This is a genomic window from Prosthecobacter fusiformis (assembly GCF_004364345.1).
GTDB classification, from domain to species: Bacteria; Verrucomicrobiota; Verrucomicrobiia; order Verrucomicrobiales; family Verrucomicrobiaceae; genus Prosthecobacter; species Prosthecobacter fusiformis.
The window spans coordinates 376,183-399,887 of sequence record NZ_SOCA01000002.1; the positions used below are offsets into that span (position 1 = coordinate 376,183).

At 55.8% G+C, this 23,705-nt stretch carries 17 protein-coding genes; 9 read left to right on the forward strand and 8 right to left on the reverse strand.

The annotated features are described in order from the left end of the window. Positions 1 to 152 precede the first annotated feature (152 nt). From EI77_RS07450 to EI77_RS07465, 4 genes are read left to right on the forward strand one after another with little or no spacing between them, the layout of a single operon-like run. Positions 153 to 1,067, forward strand: a complete 915-nt coding sequence (locus tag EI77_RS07450) for a DUF58 domain-containing protein (protein ID WP_133794251.1) — start codon at positions 153 to 155, stop codon at positions 1,065 to 1,067. A 37-nt stretch (positions 1,068 to 1,104) separates the two neighbouring features. Then, positions 1,105 to 1,407, forward strand: a complete 303-nt coding sequence (locus tag EI77_RS07455; RefSeq protein WP_133794253.1) for a ribbon-helix-helix domain-containing protein — start codon at positions 1,105 to 1,107, stop codon at positions 1,405 to 1,407. Positions 1,408 to 1,412: 5 nt separating this feature from the next. After that, positions 1,413 to 1,703 (forward strand): type II toxin-antitoxin system RelE/ParE family toxin, encoded by a 291-nt coding sequence (locus tag EI77_RS07460; RefSeq protein ID WP_133794255.1) that lies wholly within the window; start codon positions 1,413 to 1,415, stop codon positions 1,701 to 1,703. 4 nt (positions 1,704 to 1,707) lie between these two features. Then, positions 1,708 to 3,552, forward strand: coding sequence for a vWA domain-containing protein (locus tag EI77_RS07465; protein WP_133794257.1), 1,845 nt, complete (start codon positions 1,708 to 1,710; stop codon positions 3,550 to 3,552). 23 nt (positions 3,553 to 3,575) lie between these two features. Here EI77_RS07465 and EI77_RS07470 read toward each other — a convergent pair whose 3' ends face one another. Further along, positions 3,576 to 4,703 carry an Lrp/AsnC family transcriptional regulator gene (locus EI77_RS07470; protein WP_133794259.1) on the reverse strand — a complete coding sequence of 376 codons (1,128 nt, stop codon included), beginning with the start codon at positions 4,701 to 4,703 and terminating at the stop codon, positions 3,576 to 3,578. A gap of 212 nt (positions 4,704 to 4,915) precedes the next feature. On the opposite strand from EI77_RS07470, the gene EI77_RS07475 reads away from it, so the two are divergent. The 4 genes from EI77_RS07475 (at position 4,916) to EI77_RS07490 (ending at position 9,936) form a co-directional block, all read left to right on the forward strand. Next, a complete protein-coding gene (locus tag EI77_RS07475) occupies positions 4,916 to 6,166 on the forward strand; it encodes an MFS transporter (RefSeq protein ID WP_133794261.1) in 1,251 nt (416 codons plus the stop codon). Positions 6,167 to 6,338: 172 nt separating this feature from the next. Further along, complete coding sequence (locus EI77_RS07480; protein WP_133794263.1) at positions 6,339 to 7,520, forward strand: outer membrane protein assembly factor BamB family protein; 1,182 nt, start codon at positions 6,339 to 6,341, stop codon at positions 7,518 to 7,520. A gap of 62 nt (positions 7,521 to 7,582) precedes the next feature. Beyond that, positions 7,583 to 9,298: an FAD-dependent oxidoreductase gene (locus EI77_RS07485; protein ID WP_133794266.1), complete on the forward strand. Its 1,716-nt coding sequence runs from the start codon at positions 7,583 to 7,585 to the stop codon at positions 9,296 to 9,298. 293 nt (positions 9,299 to 9,591) lie between these two features. Beyond that, complete coding sequence (locus EI77_RS07490; RefSeq protein WP_166647102.1) at positions 9,592 to 9,936, forward strand: hypothetical protein; 345 nt, start codon at positions 9,592 to 9,594, stop codon at positions 9,934 to 9,936. A 25-nt stretch (positions 9,937 to 9,961) separates the two neighbouring features. Here the strand turns inward: EI77_RS07490 and EI77_RS07495 are convergent, their stop codons facing one another. From EI77_RS07495 to EI77_RS07515, 5 genes are all read right to left on the reverse strand, one after another. Further along, on the reverse strand, positions 9,962 to 14,011 hold the full coding sequence (locus EI77_RS07495; RefSeq protein WP_166647103.1) for a beta strand repeat-containing protein: 4,050 nt from the start codon (positions 14,009 to 14,011) through the stop codon (positions 9,962 to 9,964). A 199-nt stretch (positions 14,012 to 14,210) separates the two neighbouring features. Then, positions 14,211 to 15,407: a glycine C-acetyltransferase gene (locus tag EI77_RS07500; protein WP_133794272.1), complete on the reverse strand. Its 1,197-nt coding sequence runs from the start codon at positions 15,405 to 15,407 to the stop codon at positions 14,211 to 14,213. Then, positions 15,404 to 16,507: an alanine dehydrogenase gene (gene ald / locus EI77_RS07505; protein ID WP_133794274.1), complete on the reverse strand. Its 1,104-nt coding sequence runs from the start codon at positions 16,505 to 16,507 to the stop codon at positions 15,404 to 15,406. The genes EI77_RS07500 and ald overlap by 4 nt, the downstream gene beginning before the upstream one ends. Positions 16,508 to 16,520: 13 nt before the next feature. Continuing rightward, the gene (gene tdh, locus EI77_RS07510) at positions 16,521 to 17,549 is read right to left on the reverse strand and encodes an L-threonine 3-dehydrogenase (protein WP_133794275.1); all 1,029 of its coding nucleotides are present in this window, start codon (positions 17,547 to 17,549) and stop codon (positions 16,521 to 16,523) included. A gap of 105 nt (positions 17,550 to 17,654) precedes the next feature. Further along, positions 17,655 to 20,021, reverse strand: a complete 2,367-nt coding sequence (locus EI77_RS07515) for an ABC transporter permease (protein ID WP_133794277.1) — start codon at positions 20,019 to 20,021, stop codon at positions 17,655 to 17,657. Between the two features lie 106 nt (positions 20,022 to 20,127). On the opposite strand from EI77_RS07515, the gene murI reads away from it, so the two are divergent. After that, complete coding sequence (gene murI / locus EI77_RS07520) at positions 20,128 to 20,937, forward strand: glutamate racemase (RefSeq protein WP_133794279.1); 810 nt, start codon at positions 20,128 to 20,130, stop codon at positions 20,935 to 20,937. A gap of 17 nt (positions 20,938 to 20,954) precedes the next feature. Here murI and EI77_RS07525 read toward each other — a convergent pair whose 3' ends face one another. Beyond that, positions 20,955 to 22,073 (reverse strand): iron-containing alcohol dehydrogenase, encoded by a 1,119-nt coding sequence (locus EI77_RS07525; protein ID WP_133794281.1) that lies wholly within the window; start codon positions 22,071 to 22,073, stop codon positions 20,955 to 20,957. 65 nt (positions 22,074 to 22,138) lie between these two features. Further along, positions 22,139 to 23,575, reverse strand: a complete 1,437-nt coding sequence (locus tag EI77_RS07530; protein ID WP_133794283.1) for an aldehyde dehydrogenase family protein — start codon at positions 23,573 to 23,575, stop codon at positions 22,139 to 22,141. Positions 23,576 to 23,705 lie beyond the last annotated feature (130 nt).

Here is a 23,705-nt window from a genome sequence, read left to right on the forward strand (position 1 = left end):
GCTGCTTGGAGTCAACAGGGAAGTTTAAGGTCGCTTTTGCCCGGCATGCTGGATTTCCGGGGCGCTCCCTCTCCTCCAAACGTAAATGCTTGTGTTCAGGCCGGTCCCGATGGATAAAAGGGCTGTCCTGTGGACGTTTACTCCGCCCCCTCATGCCTTCCGAAACACTCGCCCGCGATGACCTTTTCGATGCGGCCTTTCTGGACCGGTTGCGCTCTTTGGCCGTTCGGCTGCGCAAACGCAGGTCCCTGATGCGGCGGGGCTCCCAATCCTCTCCGGCGACGGGCTTTACGCGTGAGTTCAAGGACTATCGCCATTACACCCCGCGCGAGGACTACCGGGCCATCGACTGGCGGCTGTACGCACGTCTGGATAAGCTTTTTGTTAGGCTGTATGAGGAGACCCAGGAGCTGAATCTCCACATCCTGGTGGATACCAGCGGCTCCATGGCGGAGCCTCATGGTGAAAAGCGCCGTCAGGCCTTGCGCTTTGCGGTGGCGCTAGCCTATCTGGGACTGGCAGGGCAGCAGCGGGTGAGCCTGTATTCGCTCAATGAAACCGTGCATCAGGAACTGCCGCCGTTGCGAGGGCAGGGGAACATCGAAAAGATCATTCAGGCTGCCACGCGTCTGCAATATGGAGGATTTACCGATCTGGAACGTGGCTTCACGGATTTCCATCCCACCCGCCAGCGTTACGGGGTGATCTTTGTCATTTCGGACTTCTTTGGCCGGGATGTGAATACAGCCGCAGAAGCGGTGAAGCGTGCCGCTGCGTGGCCTGGCGAGTGCCATTTTGTTCAGATCCTGCACCCTGAAGAAAGGCAGCCCTCCCTGGAGGGGGAGGTCGAGCTGGCTGAAGTGGAAACAGGCGAAAAGCGCCGTTTTTGGCTGACCCGCCGTGATGTCCAACGTTACGTGGACAGCTTTGACGCCTTTTGTGAAAACCTGGCCCGGGAGTGCGCGGCCCATCGAATTGACTTCATGCAATGCGGTGCCGAAGAACCGTTTGAGGATCGCTTCCTCGATCTTTTGAACCGAGGCACCGCCCTGGCGGGAGGGGTGTGAGATTGACCCATAGACGATCCATTGTTATAATTCTTCTATGTCACAGCTAGCGATTTCATTGCCGGACGATCTACAGTCGTTTGTCTCGGAGGCTGTGCGCTCCGGGCGCTTTACTGATGAAGGGGACTTTGTGGTCAATGTGTTGTACCAGGCCATGGAGCAGGCACCTTTGAATGAAGCCACACTGGATTCTCAGGGACTGCAAAAGCTGGAAGCGTTGAGAAACGACATTCGGGTGGGACTGGACCAGTTGGACCGTGGCGAAGGCATTTCTGATTTTGACTGGGATGCCTTCATTCAGGGAATGCATAAAAACCCTGTAGCAGCTAAATCTGACTAAGCTGTATGGCGGAGATTATTTATGCGCCAGTTGCTTTGGAGGATTTGCGAGATGTTTGGATCTACATTGCCGATGACAGTGTGCGGCAGGCTGATCTTTTTATGTTCAAGCTTCGGGATAGGATTGCCCATTTGGCCAGTCACAACGGCATGGGCAGATCCAGACCTGAACTTGCACCGGCTCTCCGTAGCTCTCCCTTTGGCAAATACATCATTTTCCACCGTCAGATTGACGGCGGAATCGAAGTTGTACGCATTATCCATTCTTCACGGGATTTGAATCGGATACAATTCTAACCAGATGCATTTCCTCACCCCCCATTTCCTGCATCTGGCTTGGTTGGCGCTCATTCCGCTGACGCTTTACCTGTTCAGGAAAAAGGCGAGGCGGGTGCCGGTTTCCACGCTGCTTTTCTTCCGGTCCCTGTCACGTGAGCATCGGGAGTCAGCCTGGCTGCGCAGGTTGAAAAAATGGCTGTCTTTGCTCATGACGCTCTTGGTCATTCTGTTCGCTGTGCTCGCCTTGGGACGCCCCGTGGGAGATGAGGGCAAGGATTCCCCAGGGGCAGTGATTGTGGTGGTGGATCGTTCAGCCTCCATGTCGGCCAGCGATGAAACGGGTCGCACGCGGGTGGAAGAGGCCCGGCGGGTTTTGCGTGATCGCCTCAATCGCCTGCCTGATCAGGTGGTGGTATCTTTGGTCGCTTATGATGCGAAGGCGCAGGTATTGCTTTCTCGAAATCGTAACCGGCGTGAATGCCTACGCCTTCTGGATGAAATCCTGCCACTGCCGATGGAGGGGAGGCCGGATGCTGCCTTGACCGTCGTGCGGCGTCTGGCGGAACTGGAAACGAAGACCCAGGTCTGGCATGCGGGGGATACTCCTTGGGTAGATCAAGAAGGACTGACTTATGAATTCATCAGCGTGGCTCTGCCTAACCTGTCGAATGTCGGCATCACGGGTTTTCGCATCCGTCCGGCACCCTTGGCCAGAGACCGATATGAAGGATTTGTGCAGGTGAGTGCGGCCGCTGCGAATCCCGGCAAAGTGACGGCCACTCTCGAAATCACTTTGGGCGGCAGGCTGGCTCAGTTGCGTGAGTTGGAGCTTGAGCCAGGTAAATCCAGTGCGCTGATTTTACCTATGGAGGGAGTGCGTGGACAGCGTGCAGAGATCCGTCTCAAGGCTGCCGGAGATTGCCTGAACTGGGACAATGCTGTGGCTGCGCCGCTGCCAGATGCACGTCCGCTGGTGGTGGCCTGGGTGGCGGATAAACCGGACCCGTTTACTGAACTGGCCATGACTTCCATGATCGAAGCGGGCCGTATCGAAATGCTGAAAGGCACGCCAGCCGCCTGGCCAATGAAGGACAAACCTGACGTCTATGTCTTTGAGCAATGGCTGCCCCCTGAATGGCCCGCAGACCGGCCTGTCATCGCGCTGAATCCTGTGCGATCCTCCGGCCCCGTCCAAATGAAACCGCTCCAGGGCGCTGGACTGCCGCATGACAGTATCCGCAGTGTGGCGCCCGATCATCCCGTGCTGTTTCGTGTTTCGGCCAGCCGCTTGGCCATGACTCAGACCAGCGTTCTGGCTTTGGGGAATTCGTTTGAGCCGTTATGGATGGCGGGAACGGAGCCTGTTTTAGCCGCAGGAGAAGCCAATGGACAGAGGGTGGTGGTGAGTGCTTTTTCACCGGCGAAGTCGGAACAACTGGCATTGCTACCTGCGTTTCCTCTCATGCTGGGCAATGCACTTTACTGGTGTGCTGAAAACAATGAGGCCACCGCCGGACTGAAAGTGCAGCATCCCGGGGATCTCTTGGAGGAAACGGGATTGCTTCAGTGGACGGAGTGGAACGGTACACAATTCGTGGAAGCCTCCGAAGCTGTGCCCACAGGGCTGCTGGCCATCCAGCGCATCGGTGCCTGGCAAACGGCCGAGGGCAGGTCCGGGGCGAGTATTCTGGGTTCAGCGATGGAAACGGATGTGCCTGCAAAAGCAGCCACGGGAGTGCCTGCGAGTGCATTGCCACGGATTGCCAGTTCCAGCGGAATTGGCAACTGGCCGCAATTGCTCATCTGGAGCCTGCTTGGCGTGCTGCTTTTAGAAAGCTTCCTTTTCCATCGCAAGGCGGTTTTTTGACCGCCATGCGATAGGAATCAAAATCAGATCACCGGACCCTGCACGCTGTCCCACTTCTGATGCCACTCCCGATAAACGATGGGGCTGATCTCGCTAGGCTTGATCTCGCTGCGACCACCCCAGAAAACGTTGGTGTATTCCACCGGCATGCCGATGGAGGCCAGGTGGTCATCAATGGCCGCCTTGTGCTTCATGATGAGGTCTTTGTCGGTGCCATGCACCACGCCCATGATGTTCACATTGCCAAAGCGGGGGCCGCCTTCGCGCCAGTAACAGTGGGTCATGATGGTGTGGCGGCCGACTTCTGAACCACCACGCTCCTGCATGCCGTCTGGCACTTTCCAATGGAAGAGGCCGTTGAAACGGGTCACACGCACACCGGTCTGGCTGGGCTTCACATGTTCCAGGAAGGTGGAAAAGCGGCCAATAACGCCTTTTTTGTCCAGTTTTTTGGCGACTTCGCAGAAACGCTCTAGCGTGGTGCCTGCGGCTTCGGCGCGTCCTGCCCAGGGTTCTGGGCCGATTTCTTCCACGGAAAGCTCACCCTTCAGATGCAGCAGGACATTCCATTCCTCCTCGTCCAGATCGGCGATGTTGGTGGTCATCATCTTGGCAGGCTCGTCAGCCTTTTCTCCTGGCTCCATGGTCTTGCGACGGACATGGCCGACGCCGAGGGCGAAGATGCCGTGGGCAGGCATGAGCAGGTATTCCTCAGCCCCGGTTAGGCGCTTCAACACATCCGCATGTTCTCGCATGTCGATACCCTGCGGGACTTTGAGGGTGGTCCACAGCTTGTATTCACTGCCGCTGACTTCACGATCCGTGGATCGGAGCACGACGTGGCCGCTGAAGGGATCCTCTTTGAACATGAAGTCAAAGGCGGCATCCAGCTTGTCATTCGGCACCTTCCAAGCCACAAGTGCGCCTTCGGCCAGCTTGTTGGCCAGCAGGGTCTGGCGCACACGGCGGATGACTCCGCCGCTCACCATGGCGCGAATGCGCTCAACGACGGTATCAAAAGGAAGGCCGCTTTCTTCAGCGATGAATTGGAAAGGATGCTGATGGAATCCCTTCACGCGGTCCTCGCTGACCGCTAGAATACGGGCATTGGTTTCTTCGGTGTGTTCGATGGGGAGAGTGTCGGCGGTCATGTGAAGGAAAGGATCAGATAGCATGGCGGTCTGGAAAACACGGCCAGCGGGGAGGGATTCTTAGCGAGTTGACGCCGAATGACAAGGACGGCGTGCTCTTGGACAAACGGGTTCAAAAGCTGCCGGTTATGAAAACCAATGTGCTTTGCCAGGAATCCTGTCTTGCCAGCGTTTGTTACGCTCCCTATTCTCGCCTTCTCTCTCCCCGATATATGAAATCACCCGCTGCCAAAAAACTGTTTGTCATGATGGTCCTGGAGTTCTTCATCTGGGGGGCTTGGCTGCCACTGATTTGGGATTACATGGAGATGCCGGTGGTTGATGGAGGGCTAGGTTTTAGTGATACACAAGTGGCGCTGGTGGGTAGTGCCTTTGCTATCGCTTCCATCTTGGGCATTTTTTTCAGCAACCAATTTGCTGACCGTAATTTCGCGGCGGAGAAGTTTATGGCTTTTAGCCATCTCGTGGGAGGACTGGCCATACTTGCACTGTATTGGGTCAAAGACTTTCCGTTATTCTTTAGCCTGATGTTGGTTCACTCCCTTTTGTTTGTACCGACGATGTCAGTGGCCAACTCGCTTGCCTTTTCGCATCTTAAAAATGCACAGAAGGAATTTGGCCTTGTACGCATGGGCGGCACCTTTGGGTGGATGTTTGCTGCGGTGCCGATGTATTTCATTTTAGGAAATAAGGCAGGAGCTGAGGCCATTGCTGCACGCGACAGCATTTTTTTGGTGTCTGGCATCGCATCACTGGTTTTGGCTATATTCAGCTTGAGTTTGCCTCATACCCCACCAAAAGCTGCTGCTGAGGGGCAGAGTGGATTTGCATGGTTGCGTGCGTTAAAGTTTTTGAAGAAGCCCTTCTTGTTAGTGCTATTCGTCGTGACCTTCATTGATTCTACGATTCATAATGGCTACTTTGTGATGGCTGGCGGATTTCTGGGCAGTTCCACAGTGGGCATTGAGCAAAAGTGGATTATGCCTGTGATGAGCATCGGCCAAATTTCGGAGATCCTGACCATGGCGGTTCTCGGCTGGTTCCTTACTCGCCTAGGTTGGAAAACAACGATGATTCTGGGTATTCTAGGTCACGCGGCACGCTTTGCCGTATTTGCCTTCATGCCTCAGAACCAGACAATGATCATTCTCGTCCAGGTTCTCCACGGCATCTGTTATGCATTCTTCTTTGCCACGCTTTATATCTTCATTGATGCAGCTTTCCCAAAAGATGTGCGCTCCAGTGCCCAGGGACTTTTCAACCTACTTGTGCTGGGTATTGGCGACCTAGCTGCGAAATGGATTTTTTTTCCCCTACGAGCGAATCTAACCTCAGACGGCGTTGTCAATTACCACGAGCTTTTCCTTTGGCCCACAGGCATGTCTTTGGCAGCGGCGTTGCTGCTGTTCCTGGCGTTTTCTCCTCCGAAGGAACTGGATGCCCCTGCGGAAGTGGCACATTGAGTCCCGGCGGTGAATGGAATACTTTAGGGTGGACGAATGATCCGAATTTCGGCCGCCATCTGGCTTTTTAGTGATGCTTGTGTGCGGCTCCTGATCGGGGCCGCTCGGCTATTTTGATCAGGTCCTGCGGAACATCCGTCCATGTACCCACGTTTTGTTCGTATCTTGTTTCATGAGTTCTTTTCTGCCCCAGATGAAATCGTCTTTCTTTTCTTCATGCGTCTGTGCTCTTCTGGCGCTGGTTTCGTTAAGCTCCGTTGCTCAGACCCCAGGAGAATGGGTGCACTCGCGGGGCAATGAAGCCATGACGGGGCTTTCGCCTGTGGAACTCCGCTTTCCGCTGGAACTTGCCTGGGAATTTAAGCTTCAGGATAAACCCAAAGGGCAGGGGGAAATGCTCGTCAGCAGTGCGGTGGTGAGGGCGGGCAAGGCGTATGCAGGGTGTAAAGACGGAAAATTCTATGCCCTGGATCTGGTTACCGGCGAGAAGAAATGGGAGGTGACGGCAAAGGGTGCTTTTGACGGGGCCGCTTCGTTTGCTGGGGATCTGGTCGTAGCCGGATGTCAGGACGGCTTTGTCTATGCCTGGAATGCAGAAACAGGGGCAGAGGTTTGGAAGTTCGAGACCGATGCGGAGATCCACGCTGCTTCGAATACTTGGACGGATCCGAAAACCGGCGTGCAGAAAATCCTCATCGGCAGTTACGACTACAATGTTTATTGCCTGGACGCGAAAACAGGAAAGAAGGAATGGGCAGCAGAAACCGGCTACTACATCAATGGAGGATCTGCCGTGGGTGATGGCATGGTGGTCTTCGGCGGCTGCGACAGCGTGCTGCATGTGCATGATGTGGCCACCGGGGAAGAAAAGCGCCAGATTGAGGTCGGCTCCTACATCGGTAACAATGTGGCCATTTCCGACGGCATTGTGTATGTCTCCCATTATGGCAATCGCGTGGGGGCGTACAATCTGGCCGATGGCGCACTCGTGTGGGAATACGGGGAGCGTGAATTTGAATTTTATGCTGGCCCGGCTATCTGGGAGAAGGCCGTGTTTGTTGGCGGGCGCGACAAACGTTTCCATGCCATTGATCGTGTGACGGGAGCCAAGCTCTGGGAATACCGGAGCCGGGACCGCATCGACAGCAGCGCAGTCATTTGCGCAGGAAAAGCTGCACTCTTTGGCAGTGACGACGGATACGTCTATGCGCTGGATTTGAAGGACGGTAAGGAACTGTGGCAATACGAAATCGGTGCGGCGGTCAAGACCTCCCCGGCTGTGGCGGGAGATTATATCCTTTTCGGTGCGGATGACGGAGTCCTATACTGCTTCAAGAATGCAGCTGTGAAGTGAAATCTGGTTAGATGATGTAACCAGCAAGCTGGGTTCTTGCCCTCCGTTGTTTACATCTGACCATGATTCGCTCCTACCTCCGTCCTTTTGGCGTCGCTGCACTTGGCATCGCATTTTCTTTTACCGCTTCATTTGCCGCAGAAGTAATTGAAGCTGATGTTTGCATCTATGGCGGCACCAGTGGTGGCGTGGCTGCGGCTGTGCAGGCGGCGCGAATGGGGAAAAGCGTGGTCATTGCGGAGCCTGGCCGTCACCTAGGCGGCATGACCTCCGGCGGTTTGAGTGCTGTGGATATTGGTGATCCGCGCAGTGTCGGCGGCATTTCACGGGAATACTTTACTAAGCTGGCGGCAACCGTGGGCATTGTGCTCGCCTGGGACAAGGCTTTTGTCGCCAAAGGCGGCGGACCCGCCACAGGTGGAGCGTATGCGATTGAGCCTCACAAGGCTGAGGAAGTGTATGCTCAAATGGCTGAAGAAGCCGGAGTGAAGGTGCATTTCAAAGCCCGCTTGGCCAAGGTCATCAAGAGTGGCGCGCGCATCACAGAATTCATCACCGAAGAGGGTACGACCTTCCGCGCTAAGATGTTCCTGGATACCACTTATGAGGGAGATCTGATGGCCAAGGCTGGTGTCAGCTATACTCTCATGCGCGAGGGCAATGCGAAGTATGGCGAAACCTACAATGGCATCTACTACGATGAAAAATACATCCCGCGTACGGGTCATTTACAGCCAGGTGAAACAGGGCGTGTCACAGGCGGGCAGGGGGTGTGGGATCGGGATTTCCCCCTGGATCCATACGTGGTCAAAGGTGATCCGAAGAGCGGTCTGCTGCCGCTGATTCAGGAAGGGGAACCAGGTAAACCGGGCGAGCCCGCCCCTGGCGTGCAGGCTTATTGCTTCCGTCTTTGCCTGAGTGTGGACCCGGCCAACAGCATCGCCATCACCCCTCCGTCTGATTATGATCCAAAGCGCTACGAGATCGTTGCCCGATTCATCGAAGCTTGTTTGGCGAATGGGGATGACATGGACTTGCGCTGGTTCTCCAAGCATGATGCCCTGCCTAACCAGAAGTGGGATTTTAACACCGCCACCTTTGGTGGTAACATGCCGGGGGCCAGCCATGAGTGGCCGGAGGCCAGCTACGCTCGGCGCGACGAGATCGCCAAGGAACATGAGAACTACCATCGTGGCCTGCTGCACTTTCTGGCTACGGATTCACGCGTGCCGGAAAAGGTGCGCAATGACATGAAGCGTTTCGGTTTGCCCAAAGACGAATTCACCGACAATGGCGGCTGGCCTCACCAAATCTACGTACGCGAAGCCAGACGGATGGTCAGTGATCTGATCCTGACCGAGCATCATACCTTTGGTCGTGAGATCGCGCCGAAGTCTGTCAGCCTGGGCAGCTATGGAACGGATACTCATGAAATCCGCCGCATCGTCAAAGATGGAGTGGTCATCCGCGAGGGCAAGACCGCAGGAGGACGGGATGGTTTTGGTCCCTATCAGATCGGTTACGACTGCATTGTGCCAAAGCAGTCAGAATGCGAAAACCTCTTTGTGACCTTTGCGCTTAGTTGCAGCCATACGGCATTCAGCAGTCTGCGCATGGAGCCCGTGTTTATGGTCACGAGCCAAAGTGCCGCGACGGCCGCTGTGATGGCTATCGAAGATGACTTGCCGGTGCAAAAGGTGGATTATGAAAAGCTGCGCAGCCGTTTGGAAAAAGACGGTCAGGTGCTGACGTGGAAATTCAAAGATGGCGGTCATTGAAGGCACCTCGTTTTGAAAATGGTGCCGACGTTGCAAGTGCGGCACCGCCGCTTTCCCTGAAATTCTTATCGTGATGAGAAACTGTAAGGAGGAATGTGGCGGAAACTTTGACGTTGGACACTTGATGTTCAGGCGTCTGGCTTTGCTGTTGAATACAAGTCTCTTGGCGATGCTCCAACGGCCCACTGCGCCTCGCTGGAGGCTTGTATATACCTCGATTTAGAACAAAGTTCTGCGTCTGAATACGGTAAGTTTAGACTCGTTTGTGGCCTGTTGACAGTGAATTGCCTAGCTTGGCACGAATCCTGGTGCTTGTTGTCATATCCCCCCATATGACAGAAGCCGAAATAGCCAAAAAATACACCCGAATTGTAAAGACCAGTCTGGGCCAATGGGTTCAGGCAATGGTTGTGAAGAAACCGATGTCTGATACACCGGAGATCACATGGAAGGGGGTTGGTAGAATGCTCCCCGTGCGTGCTCTAGATGAAAACGTGGAGATGGCGCGGCTTGCAGTTTTGAAAGACCGCCGTTTTTTCAGGCTGTGCGAAAAATGCAATGAAGCCCGTCCTGCGTCTTTGATCCTGGATTCGGGTGCCTGTCAAGAATGCGTCAGCGAAAGCAAGGCCATGGCCTGATTTGACAGGAGCGTTTTTGCTGCGCTTAGCGGTCACGTCTGCGGCGCAGCAATCCCAAGCACAAACCGATGCTGACCAGGAATGCCCGTCCCGGTTCTGGAACGATGGTGACGACTGCGTAAAGGCCTGTCGTATCAAATTCATAAGTCCATTTGAGTTCGGTCGGCAGACTGATGTCTGGAGAATTTATTTGGCTGAAGCTAACTCCAGGGAGTCCTCCCGTAAGGCCGCTCCAATCCACAAGAAGCCAGCGGTCACCCTCGGAGAAGCTTTCGGATGTCAAGGTGCTGCCTTCACCCAGTCCGAGGTGGAGTGTGCCGGTGAGGTTGATCTCGGAAGCTAAAGCATCCGTGATGATGAGACGGTCCGCTGCGGAGGCTATGCCACTATTGTCACCGGCGTTGGTGAAGAGATCAAAGGAAAGGGTGCCCGTGGAGTTTAGGCCACCGGTTGTATCTCCCAAGTCCAGGGTTAAGGCACCTGCGCTGAGGCCTCCTGGTGTGCCCGCTTTTAGAGTGCCTTGATTAACAAGGCCCGCCGTGTTTTGCGGTGCCAGCCTACCGGTGCCTGCCAGCGTGCCATTGGCCAGGATCTGAATGCCTCCGTCCCCTGTGGCTGAGCCGGTGCTATTGCCTGCCAAGAGGATGCCTTCCTGAATGGTCGTACGACCGGTATAAGTGCTGGCTGCCAGCAGATGTAGCGCGCCAGCTCCGGTTTTGGTGAATGCTGCTGGGCCGACTGAACTTCCATCCACCAAGCTGGAATTTACGGTCGCGGTACGTCCGGCTGATATCGCGAAACTACGGGTGCCGCTGCCATTGAGCGTCAGGTTGACCCCAGTGATGGTGAGGTTCGTGTCACTGTCATAGTTTTGAATACTGCCGCCGTTCCAATTAAAAAGGGCTGCGCCTTTGGGCGCTGCTCCCCGCTGGACGGTTTCAGCCTGCAAAACACCAGCTTCAAGATTGAAGGTGCCATTCGCAAAGCCATTGCCGCTGCTGGTGCGGTTGGAAAAAGTCAAGGTTTCGACCTTGATGGTGCCTTCTCCGGCAAGAGTCAATGTTCCGGAGGCATTGTAGTTAGGATTGGTTGAAGTGCTGCTCATCTCTCCCAGGATGATATTCACCGCGTCGAGTGTGCCGGTTCCCATCAGCATGCTGGCGGTCGTGGAAGATGCCTGTGAGCCACTGTTAGCGTTTTGGCCGATGGTCAGTGTGCTGATCAATGCATCCAGGCTGCCACTGCTGAGGTCCACCAGAGCATTGGTTCCTAATGAACTGCTTTGCCCACGCCCCACGATTATGTTGGCCCGGCTCGTACCATTGGTCGCCCGAATTTTCAGGCTGCCATTCACGATTCCTGCGTCAAACTCCAACCGCGTTAGACTTTTAAAGCTCCCGATCGTGATGGTCGTCGCATTGAGGGTGTTAGTTTGTCCCAGATAAACGGTTCCTACGTTTTGCGCAGTGGTGGGACTGGCCGTCACATTGGAAATGCCAAAACTGCGGGCGGTGATTATGTTGTTTTGTGCCGCCAAATAAACGGTCACAATGTTATTCGCGACGTTACCCTGGGCACCGAAATTGACGTCGGCTGAACTGCTGTCGAAGGTAAAACTACCGAGTCCGGACATGTCCAGCACGGTGTTGGTATTCGCAGCATCCCCGCCGATAGTCCAATCAGGTCCGCCAGTGAGAGTGAGACTGCCGCCTGTCCCCAAAATGGTGGCTGTCCTGCCGAGGGTTACATCAAGGGTGGAGATGGTGTCGCTGTTGTTTTGCAGATCCAGAGTGGTGCTGCCGGTAAAATGGATGCTGGCTCCATCGGAGAGCACATCATTTGCCGTGGTGCGTAAAATGCCTTCCTGAAGATTGATGCTACCTGTATGAGTACTGCCAGTTCCGCTGAGCACGAGTGTGCCTGCACCCGTTTTGGTGAAGGCTGATGTTGGGGCCGGAGTGCCTGCGTTATTGATCGGCCCGCTGACAGTGATCGTGCGGCCAGTGGCGACGTTAAAAACGCGTTCGGCTGAGCCTACCAGATTAAGGGTGACATCATTGATGGTTAGGTCGGTGCTTGCGTCATAAGTCTCGATGCTGCCGGCAGTCCAGTTGAGGAGACGACTGACGCCTGCACTGCCTCCGCCACCTTCCAGCGTTTCAGCACGCAACGTTCCGCTGATAAAATTGAAAATCCCAGTCACGGTGCCCAGCAGGCCGGTGTCCTTTTTATCCGCGAAAATTAGGCTGCGCACTAGGATGAGGCCTCCGTTCAGATCCAGGGTTCCAGTTGGACTGGCTCCAAGTCCGCTGGTGGTACCTGCACTGCTGAGACGTTGGCCTAATATGATGGTCGTCGCATCCAGTGTGCCTAATCCCATGCTGAAACGGCCCAGGCCCGGTCTTCCTCGGTTACTGGTCACACCCAGTGTTAAAGTGCCCACAAGTGCATCCAGTGTGCCTGCTGTGCTGTCGAAGTAACTTTGCTCAACAATCACACTGTTGGAGTCATGCATGCCTATGAGAATATCCATCCGTGATTCGGCATTGGTTCCCCGTAGGGTGACGGTCCCTCCGGTGACCCCTGTGTTGAAACGCACATACCCCTGATTTTTAAAGGCACCCCCAATATTAAAGTTTCCTGCCGTGATGGTGTTGGCCTGCCCAAGAAGCAGTGTTCCACTATTCTCATGGTTGCCCCCGCCCGCATTGACGTTGCTGACATTGACCGTGGCCGCAGTGATAAAGTTGTTTTGAGCAAGGATCAGCGTGCCACTGTTGAGGCTGGTTCCGGCGGAGGTGACGAGCGTTCCACCGACGGCCAGCGTATTGGTGGCTCCATCAAAGATAAACGTGCCCAGTCCAGACATATTCAGTGTGGCGCTCGCATTTGCGGTGGCACCTCCAATCACCAAATTTGTGGCCCCTGTGGTCAGTGTACTTCCCGTGCCGATGATGGTCCCTGTCATGTTATCGGCCACAGTGATCGTGCCGACGGTCTGGTCGTAAGTGTTCAGATCCAGAGTTCCGGTGCCGACAAAGCTGACGGTTGTACCCGTGGGCAAGGCATCATCATTGGCGATCTGGAGCACCCCGGCTTCAATGATGGTACCCCCGCTGTAAGTGCTGGCTGTACCAGATAGAATCAAAGTCCCACTCCCAGCTTTTAAAAGGCGTCCTGCGCCGGTGATGGCACCTGTAAAACTGCTGGTGTCCGTGCGATCAAAACGCAGGGTCGCACCACTGGAAACCGTTGCTCCTGTAGCGGTTGACATACTTCCTTCCGTGGCTCCGTTTCCGATTTGCAAGGTGCCGGATGTCACTTGCAAAAGCCCCGTGAAGCCGGTGTTCTCACTGGCGACGATGAGTGTGCCTGTGCCTGCTTGGCGTAAAATGCCTTTGTTAGGATCGGAGGTTCCACTCACCAGATTCTGAGTCAGACTCACGGAGTCGCTTCGGTTGAAAGCCAGTACCGTCTGAGCTGTGCCCGGATCTGAAGACAAGGTGGAAAAAGTGACATCGCCACTGCCCAGCGTGCCTGTGGTTCCACCATTGCCGATCTGCAAGACACTGCTTGTACCTGACGCGGCATTGGTGGAAATACTGGTTCCTCCAGACCAGGTGTTGTCTGCGGCCAGGATCACCATGCCGTTGTTAAATTTGGTGATGCCATTGCTGCCTCCATTCACAGAGACATTGATGGTTAGCGCAGCGGCTGCACTGGTGTTGTTATTGCCAAAGCCAGCCGTGGCTCCGGTCAGTGTCAGCGTGTAACCGGCTCCCGGATCGATAATGTAGGCTCCGGCACGGCTACTTTTGTCGATCCGATAAGCCGTGATGTTTTCTCCCAAAGTGATGGTGCCACCTGTGCCATCATTCGTATAGCCATTGACTGATCCAAGATTGGCCGTGTGCTCGCCATTGATCCAGACTGCCTGAGGACTGCCATTGTTACTGGTCCAATTGGCAGTGCCGGCGTCTCCGCCAGCAACCCAGGTGCCGCTGCCATTTTGGTTGAGGGATGTCGCCGGGTCCGCATCCCAATAGAACGGCGCGGCCTTTGATGGAAAAGACATCAAGCAGGCAAGGGATGCGCACACGATCATGCGGTAGAGCGGTTGGGGGGAAGCCGTCATCCTCCCAGCAAACAATTTTGGCGCGTGTATGCAAGCCGTTAGGGGCTAACTGGAAGGAGATAAAGGTTTTGCTAGGGGGCGGCTTTCCTTCGACTTTTGCCCGATGATGATGGAACGATTTTATCCAGGCCCTAGCGGATCACACGCCAAGCTTTTGCTTCACTACCTTGAAGGCGTCGATCGCAGCATCCAGCTCAGCCCCAGTATGGGCTGCGCTGATCTGTGTGCGAATGCGCGCCTTGCCCATCGGCACGACCGGATAGCTGAATCCGACGACGTAAACGCCGTGTTGCAGCATGGCCTCTGCGAACCGGGAGGCGAGTGCTGCGTCTCCCAGCATGATGGGCACGATGGGATGCTGACCTGGCAAAAGGTTAAAACCAGTCGCCGTCATGGCTTCTCGGAAATACAAGGTGTTAGACTCCAATGTGTCACGCAATTCGGTGGAATGCTTCAGCAGTTCAATGGCCGCTAGCGAGGCTCCGGCTATGACGGGAGCCAGGGTGTTGGAAAACAGATAAGGGCGTGAGCGCTGGCGCAGCCATTCGATGATCTCCTTGCGCCCGCTGGTGTATCCGCCGCTGGCACCTCCGAGTGCTTTGCCAAGGGTGCCGGTGAGGATATCCACACGGTCCATCACTCCGCAGTGCTCATGCGTCCCGCGTCCTTGCGCGCCCATAAAGCCGACTGCGTGAGAATCATCCACCATGACCAGGGCATTGTACCTGTCTGCGAGATCACAGATGGCTTTGAGATTGGCGATGTATCCATCCATCGAGAAGACCCCATCGGTGGCGATGAGCTTGTATCGAGCACCTTGTGCAGAGGCTTCCATCAGGCGGGCTTCCAGATCCGCCATGTCATTGTTCTTGTATCGATAGCGCTGCGCCTTGCACAAGCGGATGCCGTCAATGATGGAGGCGTGGTTCAGTTCATCACTGATGATGGCATCTTCAGGGCCTAACAAGGTTTCGAATAATCCACCGTTGGCATCAAAGCAGGAGCCGTAAAGCAGGGTGTCCTCCGTGCCGAGAAAGTCGCTGAGGCTGGCTTCCAATGCTTTATGAACACCCTGCGTGCCGCAAATAAAACGCACGCTGGCAAGGCCGTAGCCCCATTGATCCAACGCCTCATGGGCAGCTTGGCGAACTTGCGGATGCTGAGCCAGGCCTAGATAGTTGTTCGCGCACAGATTGATCACTTCCCGCCCTCCATCCGCCTTTACCTGGCTGCCCTGGCGTGTGTTGAGGACCCGTTCATTCTTAAACGTACCGGCTTCCCGAACGCTGGCGAGCTGGGCATTGAGATGGTCTTGAAATGCAGGGTAGGCTTTCATGGGAACGAGATGGGGGTAAAGGGCAGTCCATGTGCGTGGGCCACCGCTTCATTGTGAAGAGTACCCCCCATCACGTTAATGCCGCCAATGATGGCGGGCTGGCGCTGGCAGGCTTCAGTTAGGCCGTGATCAGCCAGCAGCTCGATGTAACGGTGGGTCACATTGATGAGAGCCTGGGTGGCGGTGCGGGCATAGGCACCGGGCATGTTCGCCACGCAGTAATGCGTCACTCCTTCCTCCACATAAATGGGATCATGGTGAGTGGTCGGGCGCGTTGTTTCGGCGCAGCCGCCCTGGTCCACCGCGATGTCCACCAGGACACTGCCGGGACGCATGCGGCGCAGCATCTCACGGCTGATGAGCTTGGGCGCGCGCGCTCCGGGAACAAGGACGGCACCGATCAGCAGATCCACCTGCGGCAGTAGCTCCATGAGATGCGTTTCATTGGAGTAAAGTGTGTGGGCGGTGTGCAGGGTGATATCCAGGAAACGCATGCGCTCTAGGTCCACTTCCAGGATGGTCACATCCGCTCCCAGACCGGTGGCCATGCGGGCGGCATTGATGCCCGCTACGCCGCCGCCAATGACCACGACCTTGCCAGGCAGCACACCCGGAACACCGCCCAGCAGGGTGCCGCTGCCACCCGCATGTTTCGCCAGGAAGTAGCCACCTACCACGACCGACATACGTCCGGCGATCTCGCTCATCGGTTCCAGCAAGGGCAGGCGATGATTCACCTCAATGGTCTCATAGGCCAGGGCTGTGGCACCCGACTGCATCAATGCTTCCGTCAGCGGACGATTAGCGGCGAGGTGGAGATAGGTGAACAGAAGATGATCGGGACGCAGCAGGGCATATTCAGCAGGCAGCGGTTCTTTCACTTTGATGATCAGCTCAGCCTTGGCAAAAACCTCGGCATGATCATGGATCAGTGTGGCACCCACCGCTTCATAATCTGAATCTGAAAATCCAGCGCCAGTGCCTGCATTCACTTCCACATGAACCTGATGGCCACGCTTGATGAGCTGATAAGCTGCCGAGGGTGTCAAGGCCACCCGGTGTTCCTGCTCTTTGATTTCTTTGGGGACGCCGATGTTCATAAGGGAAGGGGGCTCAGGTGTTCCAATCCAGTACGACCTTGCCACAGTTTCCAGATTCCATGGCGGCAAATCCTTTTTCGAAGTCCGTGTAATGAAAACGATGCGTGATGACCGGTTTTAAATTCAGCCCGCATTCCAGCATGACGCTCATCTGATACCAGGTTTCATACATCTCCCGTCCATAGATGCCTTTGATGGTCAGCATGTTGAAGATGACTTTATTCCAGTCAATGGCCATGGGTTCTGAGGGAATGCCCAGCATGGCGATCTTGCCGCCGTGGCACATGTTCTCGATCATGCTGTGAAAGGCGGATGCATTGCCACTCATCTCCAGGCCGACATCGAACCCTTCCTTCATGCCGAGCTGTTTTTGCACGTCGGCTAGATGGTGCGTCTTCACATTCACGGCCAGGGTCGCTCCCATTTGCCGCGCCAAATCCAGGCGGTATTCATTCACATCGGTGATGACCACATGCCTGGCTCCGGCATGCTTCACCACCGGGATGGCCATGATGCCAATGGGGCCAGCTCCGGTGATGAGCACATCTTCTCCCAAACATTCAAAGGCCAGTGCCGTATGCACCGCATTGCCGAAAGGATCAAAAATGGACGCTACTTCTTCATCCACACCTTCGCGATGATGCCAGACATTGGTCATCGGTACGCTGATGTATTCGGCAAAGGCTCCGGTGCGGTTGACGCCGATGCCCACGGTGTCTTTGCAGAGGTGACGGCGGCCTGCCAGACAGTTTCGACACCGACCACAGACGACATGGCCTTCGGCGCTGACGATTTCACCCGCATGGAAATCACTGACATTGGAGCCAACGCGGACGACTTCGCCCACAAACTCATGGCCCACCACCATGGGAACGGGAATGGTCTTTTGTGCCCAGGCATCCCATTTGTAGATGTGCAGATCGGTCCCGCAGATGCCGGTTTTATGGACTTTGATGAGCACGTCATTGATGCCCACTTCAGGTTCAGGAACATCTTGCAGCCAGAGGCCGCGTTCTGCATGGGCTTTGACAAGTGCTTTCATGGTTAGAACGGTATATTGGAGGGCTTTCCGTTAAAATGGCAAGGCTTAATCCGTTTTAATGGATAATATTCCATTAAAACGTCGGCCTGAGATTGGAGATATAGTTTATTCCCTGGCTTTGAGAACACCCACCATGTCCAGCTTGGTGACCATCCTGCCGACGACCCAAAAGCAGGCTCCGGCGGCAAATAGCACGACGAGAATGGCGGTGCTGTAAGTCTTGTAGCTGATGAGAAGCGGCATTCGAATGGTCTCCGTACTGATCGCTGCAATGATGAAAGTGGCGAGTCCGCGACCAAAAAGTAGCCCAACGGGAAGGGCAGTCAGTACCAGGATAGTGAGTTCTCCCAAGAGGACGCTGCCCACTTCACGCTGGGTGAAGCCGACGACACGGAGAGTCGCCAGATCCCGGCCGCGCTCGGAGAGGGCGATGCGGGCGCTGTTATAAACGACGCCGAACGCAACAATGACGGCGAGGGTGAGATACAGGCGGCGAATGATGCCGATGCTTTCACCCGTCGTGCTGCGGAAGGCGGCAAGCTGCTCCTTTTTCACCAGGGTGACGGCAATGCGCGGAGTCTCTTTGACCTGGGTCATGAATTCAGTCCAGCGTGTGGGATCTACGGTCATGTAGGCACCACTCACTGAATCTCCTTCGCGCATGAGGCGGTGAAGCGCCTGTTTATCCATGTAAGCGGCGACGCCGGCGAAGTCTTCCCGCAGGCCGCTGATGGGGACGGTCAGTAGAGGGCGCTGCCCCTCCAGCACGGCCACCTGGATTTCATCGCCCAGTTTAGCCCCGAGAATCTCAGCCAGCTTGGACGACATGACGATGCCATTATCGGGCAGCTCAAGCGTGTTGCCATTTTCGTCGAGCACACGGTTGAGGTCCGCACCTTTTGGCAAGCCTGTGATGGACAACTTGCGCGTGTGGTGTCCATAACGCAGCCGCGCTTGTACAACCCGGACTGGTTCAGCCCGGATGACACCGGGGAGGTGCTCCAGATCATGAATGGCACTGCTGCTGCCCGGCTCGATGAGAAAAGCGATGACATCCTGGCGCTGGACTTCGTTCCATTGGTAAGTGAGAAGGTGATCAATGCTGTCCTCCATGCTGCCTGGCAGGACCATCAATCCCGTGGCAAGCGAGAGGCCAAAGACCGTGAATGCTGATTGCCAGGGACGCCGCTCGATGTTCCGCAAAGCCATGCGAAAAGCTGGGCCTGTGCCCCGGGTGAGGCCGATGCGCTCCAGCAGACTGGGTTTAAAGTCGGCCGGGGGTTCTGGGCGCATCGCTTCGGCGGGGGGCAGCTTGACGGCCATCCAGACGACACTCAGGACGCCGAGAAAGGAGGCACCTGCACTGACGGTGAGTGCAATGCCCAGAGCACTGTAATCCATTTTAAAGTTGAGCTCTGGAAAACGAAAAAAGAGCTCATACATGCTGATGAGGCCATTCCCCATGAAGCGCCCGGCAATGCCGCCCATGATAGAGCCGACAACAACGATGACCATGGCAAACCCGAGGTAATGCCTGCCGACCTGCCAGGAGGAATAACCCAGTGCTTTGAGTTGGGCAATCTGCTCTCTTTGCAGCCTAACCAGCCGCGCCAGAACGGCATTCACCATGAAGGCAGCGACGCTGAGAAACACGACGGGATAGGCAAAGGAGAGCGCATTCAAGACGCGCAGTTCATCCTCCAGCCGTGAGGCGCTGCCGTGATCCCGCCGGGTATAGGCACCCACCGCTCCATAACTCATCAGCAAACGGTCTGCATCGGCGATGACGGTGCCAGCTTCCACGCCCGGAGCGAGATCGATGACGAAATCATTAAAAGCTCCGTCCATGTTATACGCCACGGCCACGGAGCGGTAGTTCATCCAAAAGACGCCAAACCGTTTGTTGTCGGGGAGAGTTTCGCCGGCCCGCGCTTCAAAAACGAACTCGGGAGAAAGGCCGATGCCCGTCACGGTGATGCGGTCGCGCCGTCCATTGATGATGGCATGCACGCTGTCTCCGAGTTCCAGTTTATTGGCCAGAGCGAAGGCCTCGCTCACCACGGCTTCGCCACGTGCATCGGCTCTGGGAATGCGGCCTTTGCGAAGAAAGATCTGGTTTAAAAGAGGATCCCGATCTTCCGGCAGAGACACGATGTGGGCCGTGCAAGGCTCCAGCACTCCTGGCAGGTCCAGGACGGCATCCAGCACCACCCGTGTCTCGATGGCGGTGACGCCTGGTATTTGAGCCATTCTTTCCCGCATGGAAAGGGGCGCTCGTTTGAGGGAGCCAAACACATCCGCCATCCGGTAGCTCTGATAATAAGCATCGCGTGTGCTCTCCAGGGTGAGGATGAGGCTGCGGGTCATGATCATCATGGCCAGTCCGCAGGCCATGACCAGGGAGACGGCAATGATCTGCCCTTTCATGCGATTCACATCGCGAAAAAGCTTGAGATCAAGGGGCGTGAGCATGGAAGGACTTTAAACTGGATTGACCCAATGTGAAGGTAGTCCGAAATCAATGCTGTTCATCCGCCAAATCGTGTGAATGCTTTCCATATCTATCGTTTCTCCCGCCATGACTGCTCCTGATTCTTCTGCCCCCCTCGGTGTCTTTGATTCTGGCGTGGGGGGGCTGACGGTGGTGCGTGCGTTGCGCGAGCTTTTGCCGAATGAATCCATCATCTATCTGGGGGATACGGCACGGGTGCCCTATGGGTCTAAATCACCCGATACCATCCGCCGTTTTTCGGTGGAGGATACCCAGTTCCTGGTCGGCCATGGGGTGAAGGCGGTGATCGTGGCCTGCAATACGGCCACCGCTCATGCCCTGCCACTTTTGCAGGCGACCTTCAGGGTGCCTGTGATCGGCGTGCTGGAGCCTGGGGTGGAGGCGACCCTGGCGGGTGGAAATTGCGAGCGGGTGGGGATCATCGGAACCGCCGGCACGATCCGCAGCAGCGCGTATCAATACGCCCTGGCCATGCGCAAACCCGATCTGCAAATCCATGCGGTGGCTACGCCTTTGCTCGTTCCTTTTGTGGAGGAAGGCTGGACGGATCATCCCGCCCTGAAGTCCGTTTTGAAAGAATACCTGACGCCGCTGCTGGATAAAGGAGTGGATACACTGGTACTGGGCTGTACACACTATCCGCTGCTGGTGCCGGTGCTGAAGAAGATGCTGGGTAAAAAGGTGCGCCTCGTGGACAGTGCCAGCACCTGCGCTGCACATGCCAAGCGAATGCTGGAGGACCGACAGCTGCTGCGTTCCACCAAGGGGAAACCCACCTTGGAAATCTATCTCACGGATTTGGCTGAACAAGCTGAAGCCCTGGCCAAACGCTTTCTCGGCACTGAATTCGGCAAGGTGAAAAAGGCAACGCTATAGGGCTACCATTCCTACCTTTACATCGCAGAGCGATAAAGGTCAGCAAAGTCGGCGACGGTGAGTGGGCGGGGATTGAATTGTGCGGTCCACTGTTTCATCGCCATTTCAGCTAGCGAGGACAGATCGGATTCCTGGACGCCATAGCTGGAGATTTTCAGAGGCATTTGGGCCAGGGAAAGAAGCTCTGTGACGCGCTGCGCAAGGTCGCCCTCGTAATAGCTGGCGTAAACGGCTGCACACTCGGGTAGGGCGGAATTAAAACGGATGATGTGAGGAAGCATGACGCCCACGGCTTCGCCATGAACGACATGAAATTTGGCCGTCAAAGGATTGGCGCAGGAGTGTGCTGCACCGAGCATGGAGTTCTCAATGGCGATGCCCGCATAGGCTGCACCGAGTAGCATCTGGCCCCGAGCTTCGAGATTTTTGGAATCCGCGAGGATGCGGGTAAACCCTTCGTGGCAGAGACGGAACGCCTCTCGGGAAAAGACCGTGGACCACGCATTGCCTTTGTTGGTGACTGCCGTTTCCAGCGCATGGGAAAGCGCATCCACACCGGTACAGACCGTCACCCGATGGGGTTGTGAAACGGTTAGCTCAGGATCAAGAATGGCGACTTTGGCGGCGGCTTTGACATCCCCACACGCCATTTTCACATGAGTTTCCGCGTCAGAGATGAGGGCGTAGCTTTGGCACTCGCTACCCGTGCCTGCTGTGGTGGGAATGGCGATCATCGGCAGCATGGGCTGCGTGGCTTTCCCGGTCCCCCAGTAGTCCTGCATCCGGCCGCCGTTGGTCAGAATGAAGTTGCAGCCCTTGGCTGTATCCATGCTGCTACCGCCGCCCAGACCGATGATAAAGTCTGTCTGGAATTCACGGGCGATTTCCACACACCGGTCCACATCTTCCGTGCTGGGATTCTCGCGTACATCTCCATAGACACGTGTCTGCACGCCCGCCGTCAAAAGATAGGATGCCGCGCGGGTCACGTAGCCAGCTTTGACAATGCCAGGATCACTGACGATCAACGCCCGCCTGCCTCCCAGTTCCCGGGTCAGTTCGCCGATTTGGGAGAGCGTACCGTTTCCAAAAATGAGTCGGGTGCGGGGATGATGGTCAAAGGGGGAAAAAGGCATGATGAAGAAACGGGGGCAGACCCAGGATGACGGGCGGAGACATGGGGTGCAATCCCCGTGCCACTTCAGGCGCGGTCGATCGAACGGCGCTTGTAGAGGAACTCGAACATGTTTCCTTCATGCGGCTGGTCCCAACTGATCTTCATCGTGCTGATCGGTCCGAGGTTGAGGCGGTCAATGGTCGGACATTCGAGCAATTCGTCCGTGAAGGCTGGGTCTTCAGTGATTGCTGTGACAATCAGGGAATAACCAATTTTGCTCAATACCTCGGATTGCTTCACCTCGACGACACTGGCGTAGGGGCAAAGGAATTCCCGGTTGGCCAGCGGATGATCCCAACTGTTGCAATGAATGATCGTCGGACGCAAAAAGGTGCCTCCCTGGAACTCCACTTTCCGTGGACCATTGCGATATTTGGCGGTGACGTCCTCTGCACCGGGTTTGTCGGCGAGATCGGCATCAATGACGCCATCAATGTAATCAGCCATCTTGGTGTTGGCAAAGCCGGACAGACGCGCGTTTTCATCATCGGCTGGCAGAGGCTCCACAGGGCCGAGGCGCTGGGCGATGGCATCTGCGATTTCCTTGCCATACTTCGGCACGATCACGGCCGAAGCATTGATGCAGGAGCGACCACCGTTGTCACTGATGGAACTGACGATGACATCAATGTAGTCTTTCCAGTCTTCGATCTTGTCTTCGCCGATGATGATCTTGCTCCAGCCTGGGCCGTGGACCTGGACGGAAGGATTGCCTTCGTACATCTTCGCCATGGCGACATCACCGAAGACGAGATTACGGCCACTGAGTTTCACCACTTCGCCGCTGCCTTCATGGTCAGTGGGATAAAAACCGAAGGCTTCAGGGGGTGCTCCGGCGGCGATGAAAGCCTGGATAAGGCGGAAGGGGGTCCAGGGTTCCTCACGCCCCGGTTTGATGACCACTGGGATCTTCAGGGCGATGGCTGGCAGCCAGAGGGAGTTGACCGCTGGCGAGTTACTCGGCATCACGAGTCCCAAAGAATTCGTGGTGGGAAAATACGAGACGGGGCAATTGGCCTGGGTGCCGAATCCCAGGTCAATGACGCTCATATCGAGCCCACGGGAAAGACCATTGAGGATCTCATCCATGTGGGTCAGCGCATAGTGCAGCTTGGCCATGTTCCGCTTCACCATGATGTGGGGAAGGCCGCTGGTGCGGGAGAGAGTGGCGATGTATTCTTCGGGGCTTTGTGTATGCCCCTTGTCACCCAGTGGCAGTGTGCCGTTCAGGAAAAGGTCACCTGCTTTGGCTGTGATCTCGACCAACTGGGCCACCGTGAATTTTTTCAGGGCTTTGCGGGCCTCGCCGATCTTTCCCAGATCCTTGCGCACAATCCCTGCATTCACCTGGCTGACTTCCGCGCATACCTCGCCAGTTTTGTGATCTTTGACCGGTACTTTGTCGAGCGATTCGTAGGGACGGCCTTTGCGCAGAGCGGGGAGGTGGGGAATGGATGACATGGGAGAATGATTGGCGGGCGTGAGGGTTACGAGTGACCTCCACAAGGGGCAACGGAAAAACAGGCTTCAGAGGCCCGGTCTTTCAGTGAACCTGAAGACATCTCCTCAAAGAATAACCAGGGCTTCATCT

What these genes read in the sequence shown, in the direction of transcription:
- EI77_RS07450 (WP_133794251.1), top strand. Translation starts at nt 153, where the DNA reads ATGCCTTCCGAAACACTCGCCCGCGATGACCTTTTCGATGCGGCCTTT.
- EI77_RS07455 (WP_133794253.1), top strand. Translation starts at nt 1,105, where the DNA reads ATGTCACAGCTAGCGATTTCATTGCCGGACGATCTACAGTCGTTTGTC.
- EI77_RS07460 (WP_133794255.1), top strand. Translation starts at nt 1,413, where the DNA reads ATGGCGGAGATTATTTATGCGCCAGTTGCTTTGGAGGATTTGCGAGAT.
- EI77_RS07465 (WP_133794257.1), top strand. Translation starts at nt 1,708, where the DNA reads ATGCATTTCCTCACCCCCCATTTCCTGCATCTGGCTTGGTTGGCGCTC.
- EI77_RS07470 (WP_133794259.1), bottom strand. Translation starts at nt 4,703, where the DNA reads ATGACCGCCGACACTCTCCCCATCGAACACACCGAAGAAACCAATGCC.
- EI77_RS07475 (WP_133794261.1), top strand. Translation starts at nt 4,916, where the DNA reads ATGAAATCACCCGCTGCCAAAAAACTGTTTGTCATGATGGTCCTGGAG.
- EI77_RS07480 (WP_133794263.1), top strand. Translation starts at nt 6,339, where the DNA reads ATGAGTTCTTTTCTGCCCCAGATGAAATCGTCTTTCTTTTCTTCATGC.
- EI77_RS07485 (WP_133794266.1), top strand. Translation starts at nt 7,583, where the DNA reads ATGATTCGCTCCTACCTCCGTCCTTTTGGCGTCGCTGCACTTGGCATC.
- EI77_RS07495 (WP_166647103.1), bottom strand. Translation starts at nt 14,011, where the DNA reads ATGTCTTTTCCATCAAAGGCCGCGCCGTTCTATTGGGATGCGGACCCG.
- EI77_RS07500 (WP_133794272.1), bottom strand. Translation starts at nt 15,407, where the DNA reads ATGAAAGCCTACCCTGCATTTCAAGACCATCTCAATGCCCAGCTCGCC.
- ald (WP_133794274.1), bottom strand. Translation starts at nt 16,507, where the DNA reads ATGAACATCGGCGTCCCCAAAGAAATCAAAGAGCAGGAACACCGGGTG.
- tdh (WP_133794275.1), bottom strand. Translation starts at nt 17,549, where the DNA reads ATGAAAGCACTTGTCAAAGCCCATGCAGAACGCGGCCTCTGGCTGCAA.
- EI77_RS07515 (WP_133794277.1), bottom strand. Translation starts at nt 20,021, where the DNA reads ATGCTCACGCCCCTTGATCTCAAGCTTTTTCGCGATGTGAATCGCATG.
- murI (WP_133794279.1), top strand. Translation starts at nt 20,128, where the DNA reads ATGACTGCTCCTGATTCTTCTGCCCCCCTCGGTGTCTTTGATTCTGGC.
- EI77_RS07525 (WP_133794281.1), bottom strand. Translation starts at nt 22,073, where the DNA reads ATGCCTTTTTCCCCCTTTGACCATCATCCCCGCACCCGACTCATTTTT.
- EI77_RS07530 (WP_133794283.1), bottom strand. Translation starts at nt 23,575, where the DNA reads ATGTCATCCATTCCCCACCTCCCCGCTCTGCGCAAAGGCCGTCCCTAC.